19 protein-coding genes are annotated in these 20,006 nt (G+C 62.8%); 15 read left to right on the forward strand and 4 right to left on the reverse strand.

Annotated elements, in window-relative coordinates; all coding sequences use genetic code 11:
• Positions 1 to 27: 27 nt before the first annotated feature.
• Positions 28 to 351, reverse strand: a complete 324-nt coding sequence (locus RHM62_RS17750; RefSeq protein WP_322123359.1) for an AzlD domain-containing protein — start codon at positions 349 to 351, stop codon at positions 28 to 30.
• Positions 348 to 1,103: an AzlC family ABC transporter permease gene (locus RHM62_RS17755; protein ID WP_322123360.1), complete on the reverse strand. Its 756-nt coding sequence runs from the start codon at positions 1,101 to 1,103 to the stop codon at positions 348 to 350. Before RHM62_RS17755 ends, RHM62_RS17750 begins: the two co-directional genes overlap by 4 nt.
• A 221-nt stretch (positions 1,104 to 1,324) precedes the next feature.
• Here RHM62_RS17755 and RHM62_RS17760 point away from each other — a divergent pair, with 221 nt between their 5' ends.
• From RHM62_RS17760 to ybeY, 13 genes are all read left to right on the forward strand, one after another.
• On the forward strand, positions 1,325 to 3,844 hold the full coding sequence (locus RHM62_RS17760; protein WP_322123361.1) for a DUF3772 domain-containing protein: 2,520 nt from the start codon (positions 1,325 to 1,327) through the stop codon (positions 3,842 to 3,844).
• Positions 3,845 to 4,010: 166 nt separating this feature from the next.
• Positions 4,011 to 5,498: an FAD-linked oxidase C-terminal domain-containing protein gene (locus tag RHM62_RS17765; protein ID WP_322123362.1), complete on the forward strand. Its 1,488-nt coding sequence runs from the start codon at positions 4,011 to 4,013 to the stop codon at positions 5,496 to 5,498.
• A gap of 8 nt (positions 5,499 to 5,506) precedes the next feature.
• On the forward strand, positions 5,507 to 6,568 hold the full coding sequence (glcE, locus tag RHM62_RS17770; protein ID WP_322125441.1) for a glycolate oxidase subunit GlcE: 1,062 nt from the start codon (positions 5,507 to 5,509) through the stop codon (positions 6,566 to 6,568).
• Between the two features lie 3 nt (positions 6,569 to 6,571).
• On the forward strand, positions 6,572 to 7,804 hold the full coding sequence (gene glcF / locus RHM62_RS17775) for a glycolate oxidase subunit GlcF (RefSeq protein WP_322123363.1): 1,233 nt from the start codon (positions 6,572 to 6,574) through the stop codon (positions 7,802 to 7,804).
• Between the two features lie 168 nt (positions 7,805 to 7,972).
• A complete protein-coding gene (locus tag RHM62_RS17780; RefSeq protein WP_322123364.1) occupies positions 7,973 to 8,170 on the forward strand; it encodes a zinc-finger domain-containing protein in 198 nt (65 codons plus the stop codon).
• Between the two features lie 16 nt (positions 8,171 to 8,186).
• Positions 8,187 to 8,615 carry a YybH family protein gene (locus tag RHM62_RS17785; RefSeq protein ID WP_322123365.1) on the forward strand — a complete coding sequence of 143 codons (429 nt, stop codon included), beginning with the start codon at positions 8,187 to 8,189 and terminating at the stop codon, positions 8,613 to 8,615.
• A complete protein-coding gene (locus RHM62_RS17790) occupies positions 8,612 to 9,610 on the forward strand; it encodes a YheT family hydrolase (RefSeq protein ID WP_322123366.1) in 999 nt (332 codons plus the stop codon). Before RHM62_RS17785 ends, RHM62_RS17790 begins: the two co-directional genes overlap by 4 nt.
• On the forward strand, positions 9,603 to 10,202 hold the full coding sequence (locus tag RHM62_RS17795; protein WP_322123367.1) for a DUF2946 family protein: 600 nt from the start codon (positions 9,603 to 9,605) through the stop codon (positions 10,200 to 10,202). The genes RHM62_RS17790 and RHM62_RS17795 overlap by 8 nt, the downstream gene beginning before the upstream one ends.
• A 61-nt stretch (positions 10,203 to 10,263) precedes the next feature.
• Positions 10,264 to 11,091: an HDOD domain-containing protein gene (locus RHM62_RS17800; protein WP_322123368.1), complete on the forward strand. Its 828-nt coding sequence runs from the start codon at positions 10,264 to 10,266 to the stop codon at positions 11,089 to 11,091.
• Positions 11,092 to 11,207: 116 nt separating this feature from the next.
• On the forward strand, positions 11,208 to 11,552 hold the full coding sequence (locus tag RHM62_RS17805) for a hypothetical protein (protein ID WP_322123369.1): 345 nt from the start codon (positions 11,208 to 11,210) through the stop codon (positions 11,550 to 11,552).
• A complete protein-coding gene (gene miaB, locus RHM62_RS17810) occupies positions 11,552 to 12,922 on the forward strand; it encodes a tRNA (N6-isopentenyl adenosine(37)-C2)-methylthiotransferase MiaB (RefSeq protein ID WP_322123370.1) in 1,371 nt (456 codons plus the stop codon). Before RHM62_RS17805 ends, miaB begins: the two co-directional genes overlap by 1 nt.
• Positions 12,919 to 14,001 carry a PhoH family protein gene (locus RHM62_RS17815; protein ID WP_322123371.1) on the forward strand — a complete coding sequence of 361 codons (1,083 nt, stop codon included), beginning with the start codon at positions 12,919 to 12,921 and terminating at the stop codon, positions 13,999 to 14,001. Before miaB ends, RHM62_RS17815 begins: the two co-directional genes overlap by 4 nt.
• The gene (ybeY, locus tag RHM62_RS17820; RefSeq protein WP_322123372.1) at positions 13,985 to 14,449 is read left to right on the forward strand and encodes an rRNA maturation RNase YbeY; all 465 of its coding nucleotides are present in this window, start codon (positions 13,985 to 13,987) and stop codon (positions 14,447 to 14,449) included. The genes RHM62_RS17815 and ybeY overlap by 17 nt, the downstream gene beginning before the upstream one ends.
• 377 nt (positions 14,450 to 14,826) lie before the next feature.
• Here ybeY and RHM62_RS17825 read toward each other — a convergent pair whose 3' ends face one another.
• Together RHM62_RS17825 and RHM62_RS17830 are read right to left on the reverse strand one after the other, a co-directional pair.
• Entirely contained in the window at positions 14,827 to 15,618 is a 792-nt protein-coding gene (locus tag RHM62_RS17825; RefSeq protein WP_322123373.1) for an IclR family transcriptional regulator, read from the reverse strand.
• On the reverse strand, positions 15,611 to 17,089 hold the full coding sequence (locus RHM62_RS17830) for a class I adenylate-forming enzyme family protein (RefSeq protein WP_322123374.1): 1,479 nt from the start codon (positions 17,087 to 17,089) through the stop codon (positions 15,611 to 15,613). Before RHM62_RS17830 ends, RHM62_RS17825 begins: the two co-directional genes overlap by 8 nt.
• Positions 17,090 to 17,246: 157 nt before the next feature.
• Between RHM62_RS17830 and RHM62_RS17835 the strand changes: the two genes are divergently transcribed.
• Both RHM62_RS17835 and RHM62_RS17840 read left to right on the forward strand, forming a co-directional pair.
• Positions 17,247 to 18,773 carry a 3-hydroxyacyl-CoA dehydrogenase gene (locus tag RHM62_RS17835; RefSeq protein ID WP_322123375.1) on the forward strand — a complete coding sequence of 509 codons (1,527 nt, stop codon included), beginning with the start codon at positions 17,247 to 17,249 and terminating at the stop codon, positions 18,771 to 18,773.
• A 43-nt stretch (positions 18,774 to 18,816) separates the two neighbouring features.
• A complete protein-coding gene (locus RHM62_RS17840; protein WP_009666576.1) occupies positions 18,817 to 20,001 on the forward strand; it encodes an acyl-CoA dehydrogenase in 1,185 nt (394 codons plus the stop codon).
• The last annotated feature ends 5 nt before the right edge of the window (positions 20,002 to 20,006 follow it).

The raw sequence follows: 20,006 nt of genomic DNA on the forward strand, positions 1-20,006 counted from the left end.
GGGCATACCTGCCGTTTTTGCAACTCGTTACTGAACCAGCCGCAGTACCGTGTACAACGCCATGCCGATAATGATCGTGCCCAGCAAATGTTTGGTGACCAGGAAAAAACCCACCGCACCGAGACCGGCCAGCAGGCGCGGATTGGTCCAGTGCAAATCGAGCGTGCCACCAACCAGCACCAGGTCGGGCGCGACGATGGCGGCCATCGCGGCGGCCGGTGCATAGCGCAGCGCGTGCTGGACTTTTTCCGGCAATTTGACGGCATGGCCGAGCAGGAAAAAAGAACAGCGCGTCAGCACGGTGGCCAGCATCAGCAGGCCGATCGTGATCCAGATTTCGGTCGTCGTCATGGCGTCTTGCGCGGCAGGTGCCGCTCCATCAGGTAATCAATCAGCATCGCCACCGTCATCCCGACCACGACTGCGACCAGCAAACCCAGCCGGTACGGCAACTGCGCCGCCGCGATCGCCACCGTGCCGGCGACCAGCACGCCACCCAGCGCTGCGAGGTTGATGGTCAGCGGAATCATCACCGCCAGCAAGGCCAGCGTGCCGGCGAAGCCGATGCCCCAGCTCTCCGGAATCTGGCTGGCCAGCAGGATGCCGGCTACCGCGCCGCTCTGCCAGGCACACCAGTTCGGGTAGCAGATACCGGTGAAATACCCGACCTTGCCGGCCGGCTGATGCAGGGTTTCGGCAGGAAAACGGCGCGGAAAAAATCCCATCGTGATATCGGCATTGAAGTAGCCATACCAGAGCCGCTGTTTCCAGCGCAGATGCGCAAAATGCGGCCCGATCGCCGCCGCAAAAATCACGAAGCGCAAGTTCACCACCAGCGCCGTCACGAACACCACCCACTCCGGCGCGTTGGCGGCAATCAGCGGCAGCGCCGCCAGCTGCGCCGAACCGGCAAACACGAAGAACGACATTCCCAGCGCCTGCCAGATCGTCAAGCCCGACTTGACCATCGCCATCCCCGACACCAGGCCCCAGGCAAAAATGCCCGGCATGGTGGCGGCGCTGACCTTGAAGGCAGCAGCGTAAGCACGTTTTTCGATGATGGCGGGAGATGGGTGGCCGGACGCGGTTTCGGAATTGAGCATGGCTTTGAATCAATGATTGAGGGCACATAGTACAGAGGAAGTTTTGGGCACCCCGAACTGATCATGGTTGGCAGTGGCCAATGCGTGTGCGTCAGGCTGGCTTGGCTAGCCCGCACACAGCTAACGGTTAGAATGCGATGGCCAAAAATACCGGGCTGATTGCTGCCGGCGAGGGTCCGCCCGGAACGGGTACTACCAGAAATCAACAGGAACTTCGCGTCATGCGCCTCCAGATTCAACAGTTCAGAATTACGCTGGCAAGTGCCATCGGCACCCCGCTGTTTTTGCTTGCCCTGCTGCTATCGACGCCAGGCTTCGGGCAGGACGTGGTCGCGCCCCCGCCGGCACCGGCGGCGATTGTCGACAATGCGCGCAAGGAAATGGATCTGGTTCAGTCCGCCTTGTCCAAAGAAGTCGACAGTGCCCAGTTACAGGAAGCGCGGCAACGCGCGCTGGCAACACAGGCGCAGCTGGAAGTCGCCGCCGAGGCCATCTCGACACAGCTTGCGCAAGTGCAGGCACGGCTGGCCGAACTTGGCACGCCTGCTGCAGGAACAAAGGAAGCACCGGATATTGCCTCGCAGCGTGCCGAACTGGTGCGATCTCAAACGGCGCTGGATTCCCAGGTCAAGCTGGCCGGCCTGCTGGCCGTCGAGGCAGAGCAGGCGGTAACGACCATCGCTACGCGCCGGCGCACCCAGTTCAGTGCGCATCTGTTCGAGCGCACCGACTCGCCGCTGAGTACCGCGTTCTGGAGCAATGTGGGATCGGATGCGCCGGCCGACATTAGCCGGGTGCGCCAGCTCGGGTCGACGATACTGGCCAGGATGTCCACGGTCGCTAAAAGCGTCTGGCTGTTGACCTTTCTGGCATGCGCCGTCCTGGTCGTGGCGAGTGGCCCCGGCGGACGCGTCCTGCTGCGCATCATCTCGACGCGCATTCCTGCCGGACGTCTGCGCCGCTCTCTGTATGCATTAGGCGTGGTCGGGGTCTGGACCGTGGTCCCCGGCGTCGCCGCCCATGTGCTGTTTACTGTCCTGACAAGCGGTGCATCGGGGGTACCGATTTCGGATGAACTGCGCGCCCTGCTGGGCGGCTTGGACGCCATCGTGTGGTTTGGCGGCTTTTGCGTCGGCCTCGGCGTGGCCCTCCTGATGCCGGCAAAACCGACCTGGCGGCTACTGCCGATTGCCGACCGGACCGCCTGGCGGCTGCGCTGGTTCCCGCTGGCGTTTGCCATCACGATGGTAGTCGAAGGCATCTCGACCCGGCTCTCGGTGGCCGCCGAATTGAGTCTCACCGCGACAGTGATCCTCAAAGGCCTGGCTGCGCTGACGCATTCCTTACTGATCGTGGCGGCGCTGGTGCAATTCCGGCGCACGGCGCTCGATAGCGCAAGCCCCGATCACCCTTCGGAAAGTGATCCCGCTGCAACCGTCGAGACCACCCCGGTCGTCCTCGCGATCCCTTTGTGGCTGCAGTCGCTGCGCTCGTTCACCTTGCTGATCCTGTTGCTGACCTTGTTCGGTTTTATCGCCGGCTACATCGCGATGGCCAGCTTTCTGCTCAATCAGCTGAGCTGGATTTTTATCGTGGCGAGTGCCGCCTACCTGCTGACCATCGTCACCGACGACCTGTTCATGACCTTGCTCGCGCCCAAGGTCCAGCCACCCGAACAGCTGGACAAGACCACGCCAGGCCAGACCGCCACCGCCGCCCCGCCGCCCCGGACACTGGAGCTGACCGCGGTCTTGCTGTCCGGCGCCAGTCGCATTCTGATCACGCTGCTCGCGCTGGTGCTGCTGGTGGCGCCGTTTGGCGAGAGCCCTCTCGAACTGCTGCACCGGGCCAGCAACGTCAACGAAGGGCTGTCGATCGGCGAGATCAGCATCCGGCCAGCGACGGTGTTCCAGGGACTGCTCGTGCTGTGCATCGGCCTGTTTCTGGTGCGTATGCTCAAGCGGTGGATAGGCAGCCGCCTGATGCCGACGACGCGGCTCGATGACGGCATGCGCATGTCGCTGACGACGCTGTCCGGCTATCTGGGCGTGATCCTGGTCATCGCCCTGTCGATGTCGGCAGTCGGGGTCGGCCTGGAGCGCGTGGCATGGGTGGCCAGCGCCCTGTCGGTCGGTATCGGCTTCGGCCTGCAGGGCGTGGTCCAGAACTTTGTCTCCGGCCTGATCCTGCTGGCCGAGCGTCCCGTCAAAGTGGGCGACTGGGTGTCCTTGTCCGGCGTCGAAGGCGACATCCGCCGGATCAACGTGCGGGCCACCGAGATTCAGATGGCTGACCGGTCTACCGTCATCGTGCCCAACTCCGAGTTCATCACGAAGATTGTCCGCAATGTGACCTACACCAATCCGATCGGCATGGTGCAAATCAAGTTGCCGATGCCGCTGGACACGGACACCCTCAAGGCAAGAGCGGTCATCCTGGAAGCCTTCGACAATCATGCCGGCGTGCTCGCCTCGCCGGCCGCGAGCGTGCAACTTGACGGCATCGACGGGCTGCGCCTGGTCTTCAACGCCTGCGGTTACGTCAGCTCGCCGCGCGCCTCGTATGGGGTCAAGAGCGATTTGCTGTTCGATATTCTCACGCGCCTGAAGGAAGCCGGGCTGAGCCTGTCCTTGCCACCGACTATCGTCATGTCGAACAGCACGGAGGTGCCCGCTGTGCCGTCTGCAGTGCGCCTGAACAATCCGGAAACGGACATCGATAATCGAAAAAAAACGAGTTGAACGACGCCGTCGCAACCCCGACAGCAATCACCCTCTGCCGATTACCGGATCGGTCCTGCGTTACCGCCCCACCTGAAAACATTTCATCCGACCCCGCAAGCATTTGAAACGCAGCCTTCTTCGCGATCCGTTAAGATGCAGGCCTGCCATCCCACTGGAACCGATCATGAATGCCGTCGCCGATCTCCCCTACACCGTTACCCGCCAACGTGATGTCGTCGACGCCTTGCGTCGTTTGTTACCCGAACGCTGCGTGCTATTCAATGACGAGGACGTCCGTCCCTACGAATGTGATGGCCTGGCTGCCTACCGGCAAATGCCGATGGTGGTCGCGCTGCCGGAGTCCGAGGCGCAACTGGTGCAGATCCTGCAATTGTGTCGTGACATGAAGCTGCCTATCGTGCCGCGCGGTGCCGGTACCGGCCTGTCCGGTGGTGCCACGCCGATTGCCGACGGGCTGGTGCTGTCGACGGCCAAGCTCAATCGCATCATCAAGGTCGATCCGGTGTCCCGCACGGCAGTGGTCCAGCCGGGCGTGCGCAACCTGGCGATTTCGGATGCCGCTGCTCCGCATAATTTGTATTACGCACCGGACCCGTCGTCGCAGATCGCCTGCTCCATCGGCGGCAACGTGGCCGAAAACTCCGGCGGCGTGCACTGCCTCAAATATGGGTTGACCGTGCATAACGTGATGCGCGTGCGCATCGTCACCATCGATGGCGATATCGTCGAACTCGGCAATAGCGCGCTCGATGCACCGGGCCTCGATCTGCTGGCCGTCTTCATCGGCTCCGAAGGGATGCTCGGCATCGTCACCGAAGTGACCGTGCGACTGATCCCGAAACCGCAGCAAGCCTGCGTGATCATGGCGTCGTTCGATGATGTCGTTAAAGGCGGCAACGCGGTCGCCGATGTGATCGGTGCCGGCATCATTCCGGCCGGGCTGGAAATGATGGACCGCACCAGTTCGCGCATGGTCGAGCCCTTCGTCAAGGCCGGCTACGATATCGACGCCGCCGCAATCCTGCTGTGCGAATCCGATGGCACACCCGAAGAAGTCAGCGAAGAAATCGCCCGCATGACGGCGATCCTGACGGCCAGCGGTGCCACCAAAATTTCCGTGTCGGGTTCGGACGAAGAGCGCATGCGCTTCTGGTCCGGCCGCAAGAATGCGTTCCCGGCTGCCGGCCGCATCTCGCCCGATTACTACTGCATGGACGGCACCATCCCGCGCAAGCGGCTGGCCGACGTGCTGCTGCGCATCGGCGAAATGGAAGTCAAATACGGCCTGCGCTGCGCCAATGTCTTCCATGCCGGTGACGGCAACCTGCACCCGCTGATCCTGTTCGATGCCAACAAGCCCGGCGAATTTCATCAGGCCGAAGCCTTCGGTGCCGAGATCCTCGAGCTGTGCGTCGAAGTCGGCGGCACCATCACCGGCGAACACGGCGTCGGCATCGAGAAAATCAATTCGATGTGCGTGCAGTATTCGCCGCAGGAGCGCGAGGCATTCTTCGCGGTCAAGCGCGCCTTCGACACCGCCTTCCTGCTCAACCCGGACAAAGCCATTCCTTCGCTGCACCGCTGCGCCGAATACGGAAAAATGCACGTGCAACGCGGTCAGCTGAAGTTTCCGGATCTGCCCCGTTTTTGAAAGACATGATGAATCAGGTACTAGACCAATTTCGCCAGCGCGTGCTCGATGCCAGCGCACAGGGCACGCCATTGCAACTGCGCGGCGGCGGCACCAAGGACTGGTACGGCCAGGCGCCGCACGGTGCGCGGCTTGACACCCGCGCCTACACCGGGATCATCGATTACGATCCGACCGAACTGGTTATCACGGCGCGCTGCGGCACGCCCTTGGCCGAGATCGAAGCCGCGCTCGACCAGAAGAACCAGATGCTGGCCTTCGAGCCGCCGTATTACGGTGATGGCGCAACCCTCGGTGGCGTAGTTGCCAGCGGCTTGTCCGGCCCGCGTCGTGCGGCCGCCGGCGCGGTGCGCGATTTCATGCTCGGCGCGGTGCTGATGGATGGCCATGGCGAAGTGCTGCATTTTGGCGGACAGGTGATGAAGAACGTCGCCGGTTACGATGTCTCGCGCTTGTTGGCCGGTTCGCTCGGCACACTCGGACTGCTGCTCGAACTATCGGTCAAGGTTCTGCCGAAGCCGTATGCCGAAACCACGCGCCAGCTGGCAATGACGCATGCGCAAGCGATCGAGCAGCTCAATGCCTGGGGCGGTCAGCCGCTGCCGATTTCGGCCAGTGCCTGGTGCGATGGCCAGCTGATGGTGCGCTTATCAGGTGCGCGTGCCGCCGTCGCTGCCGCTGAAATCCGCATCGGTGGTGACGTCGTCGACGATGCCACCCGCCTGTGGCGCGACCTGCGCGAACAGGGCAATACCTTTTTTGCCGATGAACACCATGCGCTGTGGCGCCTGTCGGTGCCATCGGTGACGCCACCGATCGACTTGCCGGGTGCGCAGCTGATCGAATGGGGTGGCGCGCAGCGCTGGCTGCAAACCCGTGCACCTGCTGCCGATATCCGTGCTGCGGCCAGCAAGGCCGGCGGTCACGCCACGCTGTACGGTGGTGATGACAAAGCCGTTGGCGTCTTTCATCCGCTGGCTCCTGCTGTTGCAGCGATCCATCGCCGCCTGAAAACCTCGTTCGACCCTGCCGGTATTTTCAATCCGGGCCGTCTGTATCCGGAGCTCTGATTCATGCAAACCAATCTTGCCGATTTCATCAAGAACACCCCCGACGGCATCGAAGCCGATGCCATCCTGCGCGCCTGCGTGCACTGCGGTTTCTGTACTGCGACTTGCCCGACCTATCAATTGCTGGGTGACGAACTCGATGGCCCGCGCGGCCGCATCTACCTGATCAAGCAAGTCCTCGAAGGCGTCGCACCGACTACCAAAACCCAGCTGCATCTGGACCGCTGCCTGAGCTGTCGCAGTTGCGAAACCACCTGTCCGTCCGGTGTGCAATACGGTCGTCTGCTCGAAATCGGTCGCAAGGCGGTCGATGCCCAGGTGCCGCGTCCGCTGGCCCAGCTGCTGGTGCGCACCGCGCTCAAGGAAGCGCTGCCGCGCAAATGGCTATTCACGCCGGCCATGAAAACCGGCCAGCTGTTGCGTCCGTTCCTGCCGAAGTCGCTGCGTAACAAGGTGCCGGCGGCACGTCCGCGTGGCCTGATGCCGATGCGCGAACATGCACGCAAGATGCTGCTGCTCGACGGTTGCGTGCAGCCGTCGATGGCACCCAACATCAATGCCGCCACTGCCCGCGTGCTCGATGCGCTAGGCGTGCAGCTGGTGGTCGCACCCAAGGCGGGTTGCTGTGGCGCGATCCGCTTCCATCTGAATGACCAGGATGGCGGGCTCGATGACATGCGCGCCAATATCGATGCGTGGTGGCCACTGGTCGAAGCCGGTGCCGAAGCGATCGTGATGACCGCCTCCGGCTGCGGCAGCATGGTCAAGGACTACGGTCATCTGCTGCGCCACGACATGATGTATGCCGACAAGGCAGCACGCATCTCGGCGCTGACACGTGACCTCAGTGAAATCATGCCGGCCTTCGAAGCGCAGCTGCAGGAAAAGCTGCGTGGAAAAATCACACAGCGCGTGGCTTACCATCCGCCGTGCACGCTGCAGCACGGGCAGCAGATTCGCGGCAAGGTCGAGAGTGTGTTGCGGGCGATTGGTGTCGATGTGCAGTTGTGCGGTGATAGTCATATCTGCTGCGGATCTGCGGGAACGTATTCGGTGACGCAGCCGGAACTGTCTTATCAGCTGCGTGATAACAAGCTCGAAAAATTGCACGCCACTAAACCGCAGACGATAGTCTCGGCCAACATCGGTTGCCTGACGCATTTACAGTCGGGCACCGATACGCCGGTGCAGCACTGGATTGAATTGATTGACGGGGCGCTGACGACGGCGCATTGAACTTGTCGAGGGCGCATTGTCCGTAGCGCCTGCGACAAGCTCCCTTCGACAGGCTCAGGGCAAACGGGAGTGAGGGCGCGCAACTCCCCCGAACCAAATGCACTGCAGCCCCGCCCGCCACGCCTGCTAAAATCAGCACCCCGTCATCCCAACAATCCGAAACCCGCCATGAGTGCTCCGAAATCCCCTCCCGCCCCTGTCGAACTGGCCGCCAGCGATCTGCCGGCTTATTGTCCCAATGATGCAATGCCGTTCTGGTCATCTCACCCGCGCGTGTTCCTCGACATGCGCCACGGCGAAGCGAAGTGTCCGTACTGCGGTACGGTGTATCGCCTGAAAGCCGGCGAAACCGTTCACGCCCACTAATTCCACGGAGCTTGCCATGTCCAGCAAGAAGCAATTGTCCGGCAGTCCCGACGATACCGAAGCCGCGTTCTACGACGCCCTCGGGCGCGCCGACCTGGAAGCCCTGATGGCGCTGTGGGCCGACGATGAAGAAATCACCTGCATCCATCCAGGCGCACCGCGTCTGATCGGTCACGCGGCAATCCGCGCATCATGGCAAGCCGTGTTTGCGCATGGCGGCGTGCACATCCATCCGGTGCAATTGCACGTCATGCAGAACCTGATGGCGGCGACCCACAGCGTGCTCGAACAGATGCGCAGCGGCGACATCACGCAAGAGATGCATATCCTCGCTACCAATGTCTACATCAAGACGCCAATGGGCTGGCGCATCGCCGTGCACCATGCGTCGATCGCGCCGGGCAAGGCACCGGTGGTGGTCGTCGATTCGACGACGCTGCATTGAAGCGCTCCGGCCACGGCCAGCAGCCCCAGCCACCCTATCGCGCGCCACGCTGGCTGCCGGGCGGCCATCTGCAAACCATCTATCCGGCCAAGTGCATCGCCACACCGGCGACACCGCTGCGGCGTGAACGCTGGAGTGCACCCGATGGCGATTTCGTGGATATTGATTTTGTCGACGGTCGTGCCGGCTTGCCGTTTGTGGTGCTGTTCCACGGGCTGGAAGGCTCGTCCGGCAGTCATTACAGCCGCGCCCTGATGGCGCATCTGCACAGCCTGGGCTGGTCCGGTGCCGTGCCCCATTTCCGGGGCTGCTCGGGCGAGATGAACCTGGCACCGCGCTTTTATCATTCCGGCGATGCGACCGAAATCGACTGGTTGCTGCGCCGTCTGAAAGTCACGCCGGCGGCGGCACAGGCCGGTGATTTTTTTGCGGTCGGGGTTTCACTCGGCGGCAATGCACTGCTGCGCTGGCTCGGCGAATCGCAGCACAGCGCCGGCATCGTCGATGCCGCTTGCGCGATCTCGGCACCGCTCGACCTGGCCGCCGGCGGCGCGGCCCTGTCGTCAGGTTTCAACCTGGTCTACACGCGCATGTTCCTGCAGACGCTGAAGCCCAAATGCCTGCAAAAGCTCGCGCAGTTCCCCGGCCTGTTCGACCGCGACAAGCTGCTGGCCGCGCGCGATCTGTATGCCTTCGACAATATCGTCACGGCGCCACTGCACGGCTATCGCGACACCAACGATTACTGGAACCGCGCCAGCGCGCGCCACGTCCTCGGCGACATCACGGTGCCGACGCTGGTGCTCAATGCCCGCAATGATCCGTTTTTACCGGGTCGGCATTTGCCCGCCAGGGCCGCAGCCGCCGTGACGCTTGACTATCCGGATACCGGCGGCCACGTCGGTTTCGCCGACGGCGCGCCACCCGGCCGGCTCGACTGGCTGCCGCGCCGCATCGTTGATTTTCTTCAGCACAGGAGTAACTCACATGGATGACATCGTGCGCAAGGCCATGGCCAAATGGCCGGAAGTGCCGCACTGCTATGGCTGGCTGGCGCTGGATGCGCGCGGCCACTGGCGCATGCGCGACGAAGCCGCGCAACAGCACAAGCAGCCCGGCGACCGGATCGCCCATGTCGCGCTGATGGGCTTCATCAACCGCAATTATCTGCACGATGCAGAGGGCCGCTGGTATTTCCAGAACGGACCGCAACGGGTCTACGTGAACCTCGAAGCGACGCCGTACATTGCCCGCACCGATCCGCAACACGGCTTCGTGCTGCAGACCGGCACCGCACTGGAGCACATCCAGGCCGCGTGGCTGACCGGGCAGGGCCAGCTGATCCTGCAGGCGGGCGAGCAGGTCGCGCAGGTCGATGATCGCGATACCGCGCACTGGCTCGGACAATTGCAGATCAACGGTGTCAGCGTCGATGACGACGCGCTGCTGGACTGGCTGGCACAACCGGCACAACCGGCGGCACTGATCCTGATTTACCGTGACCAGAAGATAGTCCTGGGCCGGCTCGATGCAGCGGCCTTGCCGGCGCATTTCGGCTTCGTCCGGTATCCGCAACCATCTGTCTAAGGTATTCTCGGCAGCTAGCGCGCGAGCTCACTCCATCTCCACAGCCACCACGGACTAACTCATGACGACTGCCACCCGGACGCAATGCATCCAGAACGTGCGGGACTTGCCGTCCCCGCCGCTGATCGTGATGGAATTACTCAATATCGTCGATCAGGACAACCTCGATATCGCGCTCCTGGCGGGCAAGGTTTCGCAAGACATGGCACTGACAGCCAAGACGCTGCGACTGGCCAACTCGGCGTATTTCGCCACCGCAGTCAAGGTCACCACGATTCATCAGGCCATCACGCTGCTGGGGTTCCAGAATGTCCGCACGCTCATTACCAAGGCGGCGCTGACCGGTTGCTTCCCCGAGCGCACCTGCAAGGGCTTCGATCACACGGTGTTCTGGCGGCATTCATGTGACGCTTCCGTCGCCGCCGGTATCCTGGCACGCCACATCGGCATGCATCCCGACATCGCGATGACGGCCGCGCTGCTGCATGACATCGGCCGACTGGTGCTGGTGAGCTGCTTCCCTGACGAGTACGCCCGCGTGCTGGCCAGGTATCACGAACACGGCGGTGCCTTGATCGAGGCAGAGCGCGACATCCTCGACATCGATCACGCCGAAGCCGGCGAACTGCTGGCGATCAGCTGGAATTTTTCGGACACGATGCGCCTGGCGATTGCCGGCCACCACGAACCGGACCGTCACGGCGTCGGCTTTCTGGCTGCGCTGGTCCACATCGCCAACGCCATCGTGCACCAGCTGGCATCGTCCGACGAAGGTCACGAACTGGCTCCGTCGGTCGCGCGCACCGCCTGGCAGGCATTGAACCTGAACGACGAGACGTATGCCCGTATCTGCGGGGAGACACAGCGCGCCATCGCCCGGCAGCGCTGAGTGCGACGGCGATCCGGCACGGGGTTGGTGATAAACTACAAGGCCATTTGCGGTGCCTTGCGCATTAACCGGCCCCGCTCCTGAATCATCCCGACAGTCCTTCCTGCGGAGCCACCATGCGTTTATCTCGCCCCCTGATCTTGCTAGCCCTGACCCTGACGACGCTGTCGGCACTGGCTTTCGACCGGCCGTTCCCGGCCGGTGCCAATCGTGCCAGCCTCGTCATCACCGACTATCCGCAAGTGCAGGTGGACGGCAAAGCGGCGCGGCTCTCGCAAGGCGCACGGATCTGGAGTACCGATAACCTGACGGTGATTCCGAACACGCTGGGCCACAGCGCGCACATCGTCAACTACACCACCGACCTCGACGGCGCGATCAACCGGGTCTGGCTGCTCAGCGCCGCTGAAGCCGCCGTCCGGCTTCCCGCCAAACCTACCACTTCAAGCCAGAATCAATAATGCAGAAAAAAGTATTCATCAAAACCTTCGGCTGCCAGATGAACGAGTACGACTCGGACAAGATGGCCGATGTGCTCAACGCTACCCACGGCATGGTCAAGACCGACACCCCGGAAGATGCCGACGTGATCCTCCTCAACACCTGTTCGGTGCGCGAAAAAGCCCAGGAAAAAGTCTTCTCCGACCTCGGCCGCATCCGTGAACTGAAGCTACTCAAGCCCGACCTGGTGATCGGTGTCGGCGGCTGCGTCGCCTCGCAGGAAGGCGCGGCCATCATCAAGCGCGCGCCGTATGTCGACGTCGTGTTCGGTCCGCAAACGCTGCACCGCCTGCCCGCGCTGATCGATCAGCGCCGCGCGTCCGGCAAGGCGCAGGTCGACATCAGCTTCCCTGAAATCGAAAAATTCGATCACCTGCCACCGGCGCGGGTCGATGGCGTCACCGCCTTTGTCTCGATCATGGAAGGCTGCAGCAAATACTGCAGCTATTGCGTGGTGCCGTACACCCGCGGTGAAGAAGTCTCGCGCCGTTTCGATGACGTGCTGGCCGAAGTGGCCGGACTGGCCGCGCAAGGCGTCAAGGAAATCACGCTGCTGGGCCAGAACGTCAATGCTTTTCGCGGCGTGATGGCCGATGGCGAGATCGCTGACTTTGCGCTGCTGATCGAATTCATTGCCGAAATCGACGGCATCGAACGCATCCGTTTTGTCACCAGCCATCCCAAAGAATTCAGCCAGCGCCTCATCGATGCGTATGCCAAGGTGCCGAAGCTGGTCGATCATCTGTACCTGCCGGCGCAGCACGGTTCGGACCGCGTGCTGATGGCCATGAAGCGCGGCTACACCGCGCTCGAATACAAGTCCATCATCCGGCGCCTGCGCGCGGTGCGGCCGAACATCGCGATCTCGTCAGACTTCATCGTCGGCTTCCCCGGCGAGACCGATGCCGACTTCGAGGCGATGATGAAACTGATCGATGACATCGGCTACGACAATAGCTTCAGCTTCATCTTCAGCCCGCGTCCCGGCACACCGGCGGCCACACTCGAGGACGACACGCCGCATGCGGTCAAGCTGGCCCGGTTGCAGCGCCTGCAAGCCGTCATCGATGCCAACACGCGGCGCTACAGCGACGCGATGGTCGGCCAGGTCGTGCGCGTGCTGGTCGAAGGCCCGTCGAAAAAAGACGCCGGCGATTTCCAGGGTCGCGCCGAGAACAACCGCGTCGTCAACTTTGCCGCCGGACCGGACGGTGCCAGCCTGGTCGGCCAGTTGCTCGACCTGACCATCACACACAGCTTCGGCTATTCGGTACGCGGTGAAATGCCCGCTGCGCCTTCACTTCAGACACCTCAACAAAGAACCGCTTGAAAACTCGCTCCCCCGCCGAACCGCTGTACTTCATTCCCGAGCCGCTCGACAACAAGCGGCTGGCCCACTTGTGCGGACCGATGGATGAAAACCTGCGCCAGATTTCTGCCGCGCTTGACGTCACCATCTTCCGCCGTGGCGAACGCTTCATCGTCGGTGGCCACAATGCCGAACGCGCAACCTCCCTGCTGGCGCAGTTCTATGCGATTGCCGACAAGGTGGTCTCGATCGAAGAAGTCCAGCTGGCCCTGGTTGAACAGCGCGCCGGCATGGCCTATGCCGAAGTCCCGGCCGCGAGCCTGAAACCGCTGCGTGGCGCGGCCAAAAAGAAAGCGCTGGAACTGATCGAGGCTGAGGCCGACACGCCAGCGCCGGAAGGCCCGACACTCAAGACCCGTCGCATGGACCTGCGCGGCCGCACGCCGAACCAGCTGGCCTACCTGAAAGCCATCCTCGACCATGACGTCACTTTCGGCGTCGGCCCGGCCGGTACCGGCAAGACCTACCTCGCGGTAGCGTGCGCGGTCGATGCGCTCGAACGCGATGTCGTCAAGCGCATCGTGCTGACCCGCCCGGCAGTCGAAGCCGGCGAACGGCTGGGCTTTCTGCCCGGCGATCTGGCCCAGAAAGTCGACCCGTATTTGCGCCCGCTATACGACGCGCTGTACGACTTGCTCGGTCACGACCGCACGCAAAAAATGTTCGAGAAACAAGCCATCGAAATCGCGCCGCTGGCTTACATGCGCGGCCGCACGCTGAACCATGCATTCGTGATCCTCGATGAAGCGCAGAACACCACGCCGGAACAGATGAAGATGTTCCTCACCCGGATCGGCTTCGGCAGCAAGGCTGTGGTGACCGGCGACATCACGCAGATCGATTTGCAGCGCACGCAAAAGAGCGGACTGGTCGATGCAATCGACGTGCTCGACAACGTCCGCGGCATCGCCTTCACGCGCTTCAACAGCGCCGACGTGGTCCGTCATCCGCTGGTGGCGCGCATCGTCGATGCGTACGCAGCAGCCAGCGCGCCGGCCCCGGTCAAACAAGCAGCGAGCCGCCGTGTCGCAAAAAAATAAACTCTCGTTATCGGTCCAGTATCCGGACCCGCGCCTGGCCACCGTCGTGACCCGCCCGCTGGTGCGGCGCTGGGTCCGGGCAGCGCTATTCGCGCCGGCAGAACTGACCGTGCGCTTCGTCGACAGCGACGAAGGCCGCACGCTCAACCGCGATTACCGCAGCAAGGATTACGCGACCAACGTACTGACTTTTGCCTATAACGATGGCGAAGAAGATCCCGATGACGACATCACCCGCGCCGACCTGATCCTGTGCACCGACGTGCTGCAGGCCGAAGCACTCGCGCAAGGCAAACCACTGCTCGCGCATGCTGCGCATCTGGTGGTGCACGGCGTGATGCACGCGCAGGGCTACGACCACGAAAACGAGCTCGAGGCCGATGAGATGGAAGCGCTGGAGATCGAGGTGCTGGCGAAGCTGGGGTTTGGGAATCCGTATCTGGAATAGCGTGGCGCGGGATCATAGGCTCGGGAGTGTAATGAATCGCCGGACGCGTCGTAGCCGTTGAAGTTGATTTTGAAGTTGAAGTTGAAGAGGCTTTTGAAGATCGTAGGGTGCAATAACCGAAGGGCATTGCACCGAATGGACCGCCTGCGGTTCATGAAATTGAAAGCACTCCGTCATGACCTAGCCGGGGGCCCGGCTTGGTCGTAGCGGAGCACAGACAGTTTCATCAACCGCTAGTGGTGCACCCGGTGCAATGCCCTCCGGTTATTGCACCCTACGATTTTGTTGCGGTTGCGGTTGCGGTTGCGGTTGCGGTGGCGGTGGCGCTTGCTTCAGAAAACCAGAGAGTCATTGAACCAACAGCGGTTCCGCATCCATCACGCCGCCATCGCCCGCCGCAACTGCTCAACCAGATCAATGAGCCGCGGCCGCACTTCCCGCACCAGAAAATCCGCCGACAACGAAAACGCCGGACCACCGCAATTGATGCTCACCGGCGTACTGCCATCGGGCGGACGGAACGCAATCGCAATCGCATTGACGCCCGCTTGCCAGTCACCAATCGACGTGCAACAACCGAACTCGCTGTACTCGTCGAGCGCGCGTTGCACGCCTTCCTGCAAGGCCGGCCAGCCAGCCTCGTCGAGTTCGCGCGCCCGCGCCAGCAGCTCGTTGCGTTCGCCCTGCGGCGCCACGGCCAGATAAGCGCGACCCATCGCGGTACTGGCCAGAGGAATGCGCGAGCCGACATCCAGGCTCAGTGTCAGCGCCGCCTGGCTGCGGCAATTTTCGATGTAAATCATGCTGAGCCGGTCGCGCATGCCGAGCGACACCATCGCATGCGAAAAGTCTGCCAGCTGCTGCATCGCCGGCCGCGCCAGCTGGCGCACATCGAGCCGGCTCAGCATCGCGCTGCCGAGCGACAGCGTGGCAGTACCCAGCCGGTACTTGCCCGCACTTTCGTCGAATTGCAGATAACCCAGTTTGGTCAGCGTGTAGGTCAGGCGCGAGACAGTCGACTTTGGCAGCTTGCTGCGCTCGGCCAGTTCCTGATTGCCCAGCATCTTGTCGCCGGAGCGGAAGCACGCCAGCAAATCCAGTCCGCGCGCCAGGGCGGTCACGAAGTGACGGTCTTCCTTGACCACGGCCGGCTTGACGATCTTATGCATTGGCGATGGCCAGCTTGTGCAGTTCGCGCTTGAGGATCTTGCCGCTGGCGGCGGCCGGCAGGCTGGCCAGCGCGATGATTTCGGCCGGCATCTTGTACGGCGACAGGTTGGCGCGCAGGTACTCGTGCAGATGGGCGCGGTCCAGCACCGCATCGGCGCGCAGTTCGATGAAGGCCAGTACCTCTTCATTGTCGGCACTGCTGCGTCCGATTACGGCCGACTGCACGATGGCAGGATAGGCATTGAGGACTTGCTCGACTTCGACCGGATAGACATTAAAGCCCGAGCGGATGATCAATTCCTTGCTGCGGCCGACGATGGTCACCGCGCCATCGGCATCGATGCGGGCCAGGTCGCCGGTATGCAGCCAGCCGTCGGCAGTCAGTGCGTCGGCGCTGGCTTCCGGTGCGCGGTAATAGCCGGCCATCACGTTCGGCCCGCGCACCTGCAATTCGCCGATGCCATCGACATCCTGCATCAAGGTATCGAGCCGGATCTCGATACCCTCGATGGCCGGCCCGACCGAACAGTCGGTACGCGGCACGTCCATGCGGGTCTGGCAGATTGACGGCGCGGCTTCGGTCATGCCGTAGCCGTTGTGCAGCGGGATACCGAAACACGCTTCGAAATCGGCCTTCACCGAGGCCGACAAGGGTGCCCCGCCCGACTGCGCGACCCGCAATTGCGGTGCCGGCAAGCGCTCGCCCGATGCCAGTAATTTGGCATACATCGCCGGCACGCCATGCAGCACCGTCACACCGTCGTGCGCCAAGGCGTGCGCCATCGCCAGCGGATCAAAACGTGGCACCAGCTGCAATGCCGCACCACTGGCCAGCGCCGCCACCAGCAGAGCCGACAGGCCGTACACATGCGACAGCGGCAGCACGCCATAGATCACATCCTGCGGTGTCAGTGCGCGGATCTTGCGGCTGTTGGCACCGATGAACAGCAGGTTCGCATGCGTAAGCATCACCGCTTTCGGCGCACCGGTGGTGCCGGAGGTGTAGACCAGCGCGGCCACGTCGGGTGCTGCTGGCTCGGTCGTGACCCCGGCCTGCAACGGTCCCAGCATCACCGCGCCGATGCCCTCCCATTGCTGCAATTGCGCGCCCTGTGCCTCGCCATGGCGGGCGGCCTCGTCCGAACCGGCACTGAAATACATGGCCCGGCGCGCGCCGGAGTGCAGCAGGAAGTTATCGATTTCGCGCGCTGACAAGCGGGCATTGACGCTCGCCGACCAGGCCCGCAAGCGACTCACGGCGAGGATGGTCAGCGCCAGCGCGACCGAGTTTTCGGCTACCAGCAGGACCCGGTCGCCGGGGCGCACGCCGGCCTGCTGCAGTTGCCGCACGACGGCATCGACCCGCGCGTCGAGGTCGGCGTAGGTAACACTGTCATGACGGTCCTGCAGCGCGATATGGGTGGCGTGAGTACGGGTGAAAGACTGGAAAACCTGATCGATACGAGACATAGTTGAGCTCCGCCGGAGTGAGCCAGTATTCTGCACTGCAGAATCGCGATTGACAAGCGTGAACAAATGCAATTGCCGGTTGACAGCCCTGCTCTGCCTCAATACAGTATGGCAACCCAAAAAACATATTCTGCACTGCAGAACACCGGAGACCAGCATGTCCGAGTCAATCCATTCCATCGCGACGCCTGCACCACTGATCGGCATCATCGGCTGCGGCGTGATGGGACGTGGCATTGCGCAGATCGCCGTGCTGTCCGGTGCGACCGTTTTTCTGGCCGACGCCGGTGCCGGTGCGGCCGCCGCTGCCAGCCGCACGCTGGCCACCACGTTCGCCACGCTGGTCGCCAAAGGCAAGCTGCAGGAAGACCACGCCAGCGATGCGCTGGCCCGCCTGCATGTGTGTGGTGAACTGGCCGACCTGGCCGATTGCGATGTGATCATCGAAGCGATCATCGAGGATCTCGCCGCCAAGAAGACCCTGTTCGCGACGCTGGAGACACTGGTGCGTCCCGACGCAATCCTGGCATCAAATACCTCGTCGCTGTCGGTCACGGCGATTGCCGCCGGCCTGCAGTATCCGCAGCGCGTGGCAGGCTTCCACTTCTTCAATCCGGTGCCGCTGATGAAGATCGTCGAAGTCATCGGCGGCATCCTGACTACCGAGGCAGTCGTTGCGCAATTGCTGGCACTGGGCCGGCACTGGGGGCACACGGCCGTGCGCGCCAAGGACACGCCGGGCTTCATCGTCAATCATGCGGGACGCGGCTTCGGTACCGAAGGCTTGCGCATCCTGGCCGAAGGCGTGACTTCGGTGGCGTCGCTGGACCGCATCCTGCGCGACACCGCCGGCTTCAAGCTCGGTCCGTGCGAACTGATGGACATGACCGGCCTCGATGTCTCGCATCCGGTGATGGAATCGATTTATCGCCAGTATTACGACGAGCCGCGCTTCCGGCCGCAAGGCCTGACCCGGCAAATGCTGACGGCCGGGCTGCTCGGCAAGAAGACCGGACGCGGCTTCTATGCCTACGATGACAACGGCAAGAAAGTCGTGCACGCCGAACTCGCCAATCTTCAGGCCGAGCCGGGCGCGGTCTGGCTGAGCAGGGCCGAACCAGCGCTGGCGGAGCGTTTGCTGGCGGCCGGCTACGCCGTCGAATCCAGCGTCACGCCATCGGCGCAGGCGCTCTGCATCGTCACGCCGTTGGGTCAGGATTGCACCGACTGCGTGGTGCAGCAAGGCCTGGATGCGCGCCGCACGGTGGCTATCGATGCGCTGTTCGACAGCCCGACCCATCATGTGCTGATGACCAATCCGGCCACCGACCCTGCCTATCTGGCGCGGGCCTGCGGCCTGTTTGGCCGCGACGGCGCGCGCATCAGTGTGCTGCACGACAGCACCGGGCTGGTGGCGCAGCGCGTGCTGGCCCACATCATCAACATCGCTTGCGAGATCGCCCAGCAAGGCATCGCGCTGCCGGCCGACATCGATCGCGGTGTCGTGCTGGGCCTGGGCTATCCGCAAGGACCGCTGGTCTGGGGCGATCAGCTCGGTGCCGCCACCGTGCTGCGCATCCTGCACAATATCGAACGCCTCAGCGGCGACACGCGCTACCGGCCAAGTCCGTGGCTGCAGCGTCGCGCTGCACTCGGTTTGTCGCTGCTGCACGCGCCCGCCTGATTCCGATCACACTGGACACCATTCACTTTTTCCGAGGACTGCCATGAAAAAATCTGCACCTTTCCACTGGGACGATCCGCTACTGCTGGATCAGCAACTGACCGACGAAGAACGCATGGTGCGCGACGCCGCGCACGCGTATTGCCAGGACAAGCTGCAACCGCGCATCCTCGAGGCCTTCCGTCACGAAAAAATGGATGCGTCGATTTTCCGCGAGATGGGCGAGCTCGGTTTGCTCGGCCCGACCATTCCGGAAGAGTATGGCGGTCCCGGTCTGAACTATGTCTGCTACGGCCTGATCTCGCGCGAAGTCGAGCGGGTCGATTCCGGTTATCGCTCGATGATGAGCGTGCAGTCCTCGCTGGTGATGACACCGATTTTCGAGTTCGGCACCGAAGACCAGCGCCAGCGTTTTCTACCCAAACTGGCGACCGGCGAATTCATTGGCTGCTTCGGCCTGACCGAACCGGACCATGGCTCGGACCCCGGCTCGATGGTGACGCGCGCGCGCAAGGTCGCTGGCGGCTATGCGCTGACCGGCAGCAAGATGTGGATTTCGAATTCGCCGATCGCCGATGTGTTCGTGATCTGGGCCAAGGACGATGAAGGCGCGATCCGCGGCTTCATCCTTGAAAAAGGCATGGCCGGTTTGTCGGCACCGGCAATCCACGGCAAGTTCGGTTTGCGCGCATCCGTCACCGGCGAGATCGTCATGGACAACGTGTTCTGCCCCGAAGAAAACGCCTTCCCCGATGTGCGTGGTCTGAAGGGGCCGTTCACTTGCCTGAATGCAGCGCGCTACGGCATTTCATGGGGTGCGCTCGGTGCAGCGGAATCCTGCTGGCATATCGCGCGCCAGTACGTGCTCGACCGCAAGCAGTTCGGCAAACCACTCGCCGCGAACCAGCTGATCCAGAAAAAACTGGCCGACATGCAGACCGAGATCACGATGGCGCTGCAAGGCGTGCTGCGCCTGGGCCGCATGAAGGACGAAGGCACGGCGGCCGTCGAAATCACGTCGATGATGAAGCGCAATTCGTGCGGCAAGTCGCTCGATATCGCGCGTGTCGCGCGCGACATGCTGGGCGGGAACGGGATCTCGGACGAGTACGGCGTGATCCGTCACATGGTCAATCTGGAAGTGGTCAACACCTACGAAGGCACGCATGACATCCATGCGCTGATCCTCGGCCGTGCGATGACCGGCATCCAGGCATTTAGCAGCTAATCTTT

The sequence above is a fragment of the Actimicrobium sp. CCC2.4 genome, from assembly GCF_034347385.1.
In the GTDB taxonomy this organism is placed as follows: domain Bacteria; phylum Pseudomonadota; class Gammaproteobacteria; order Burkholderiales; family Burkholderiaceae_D; genus Actimicrobium.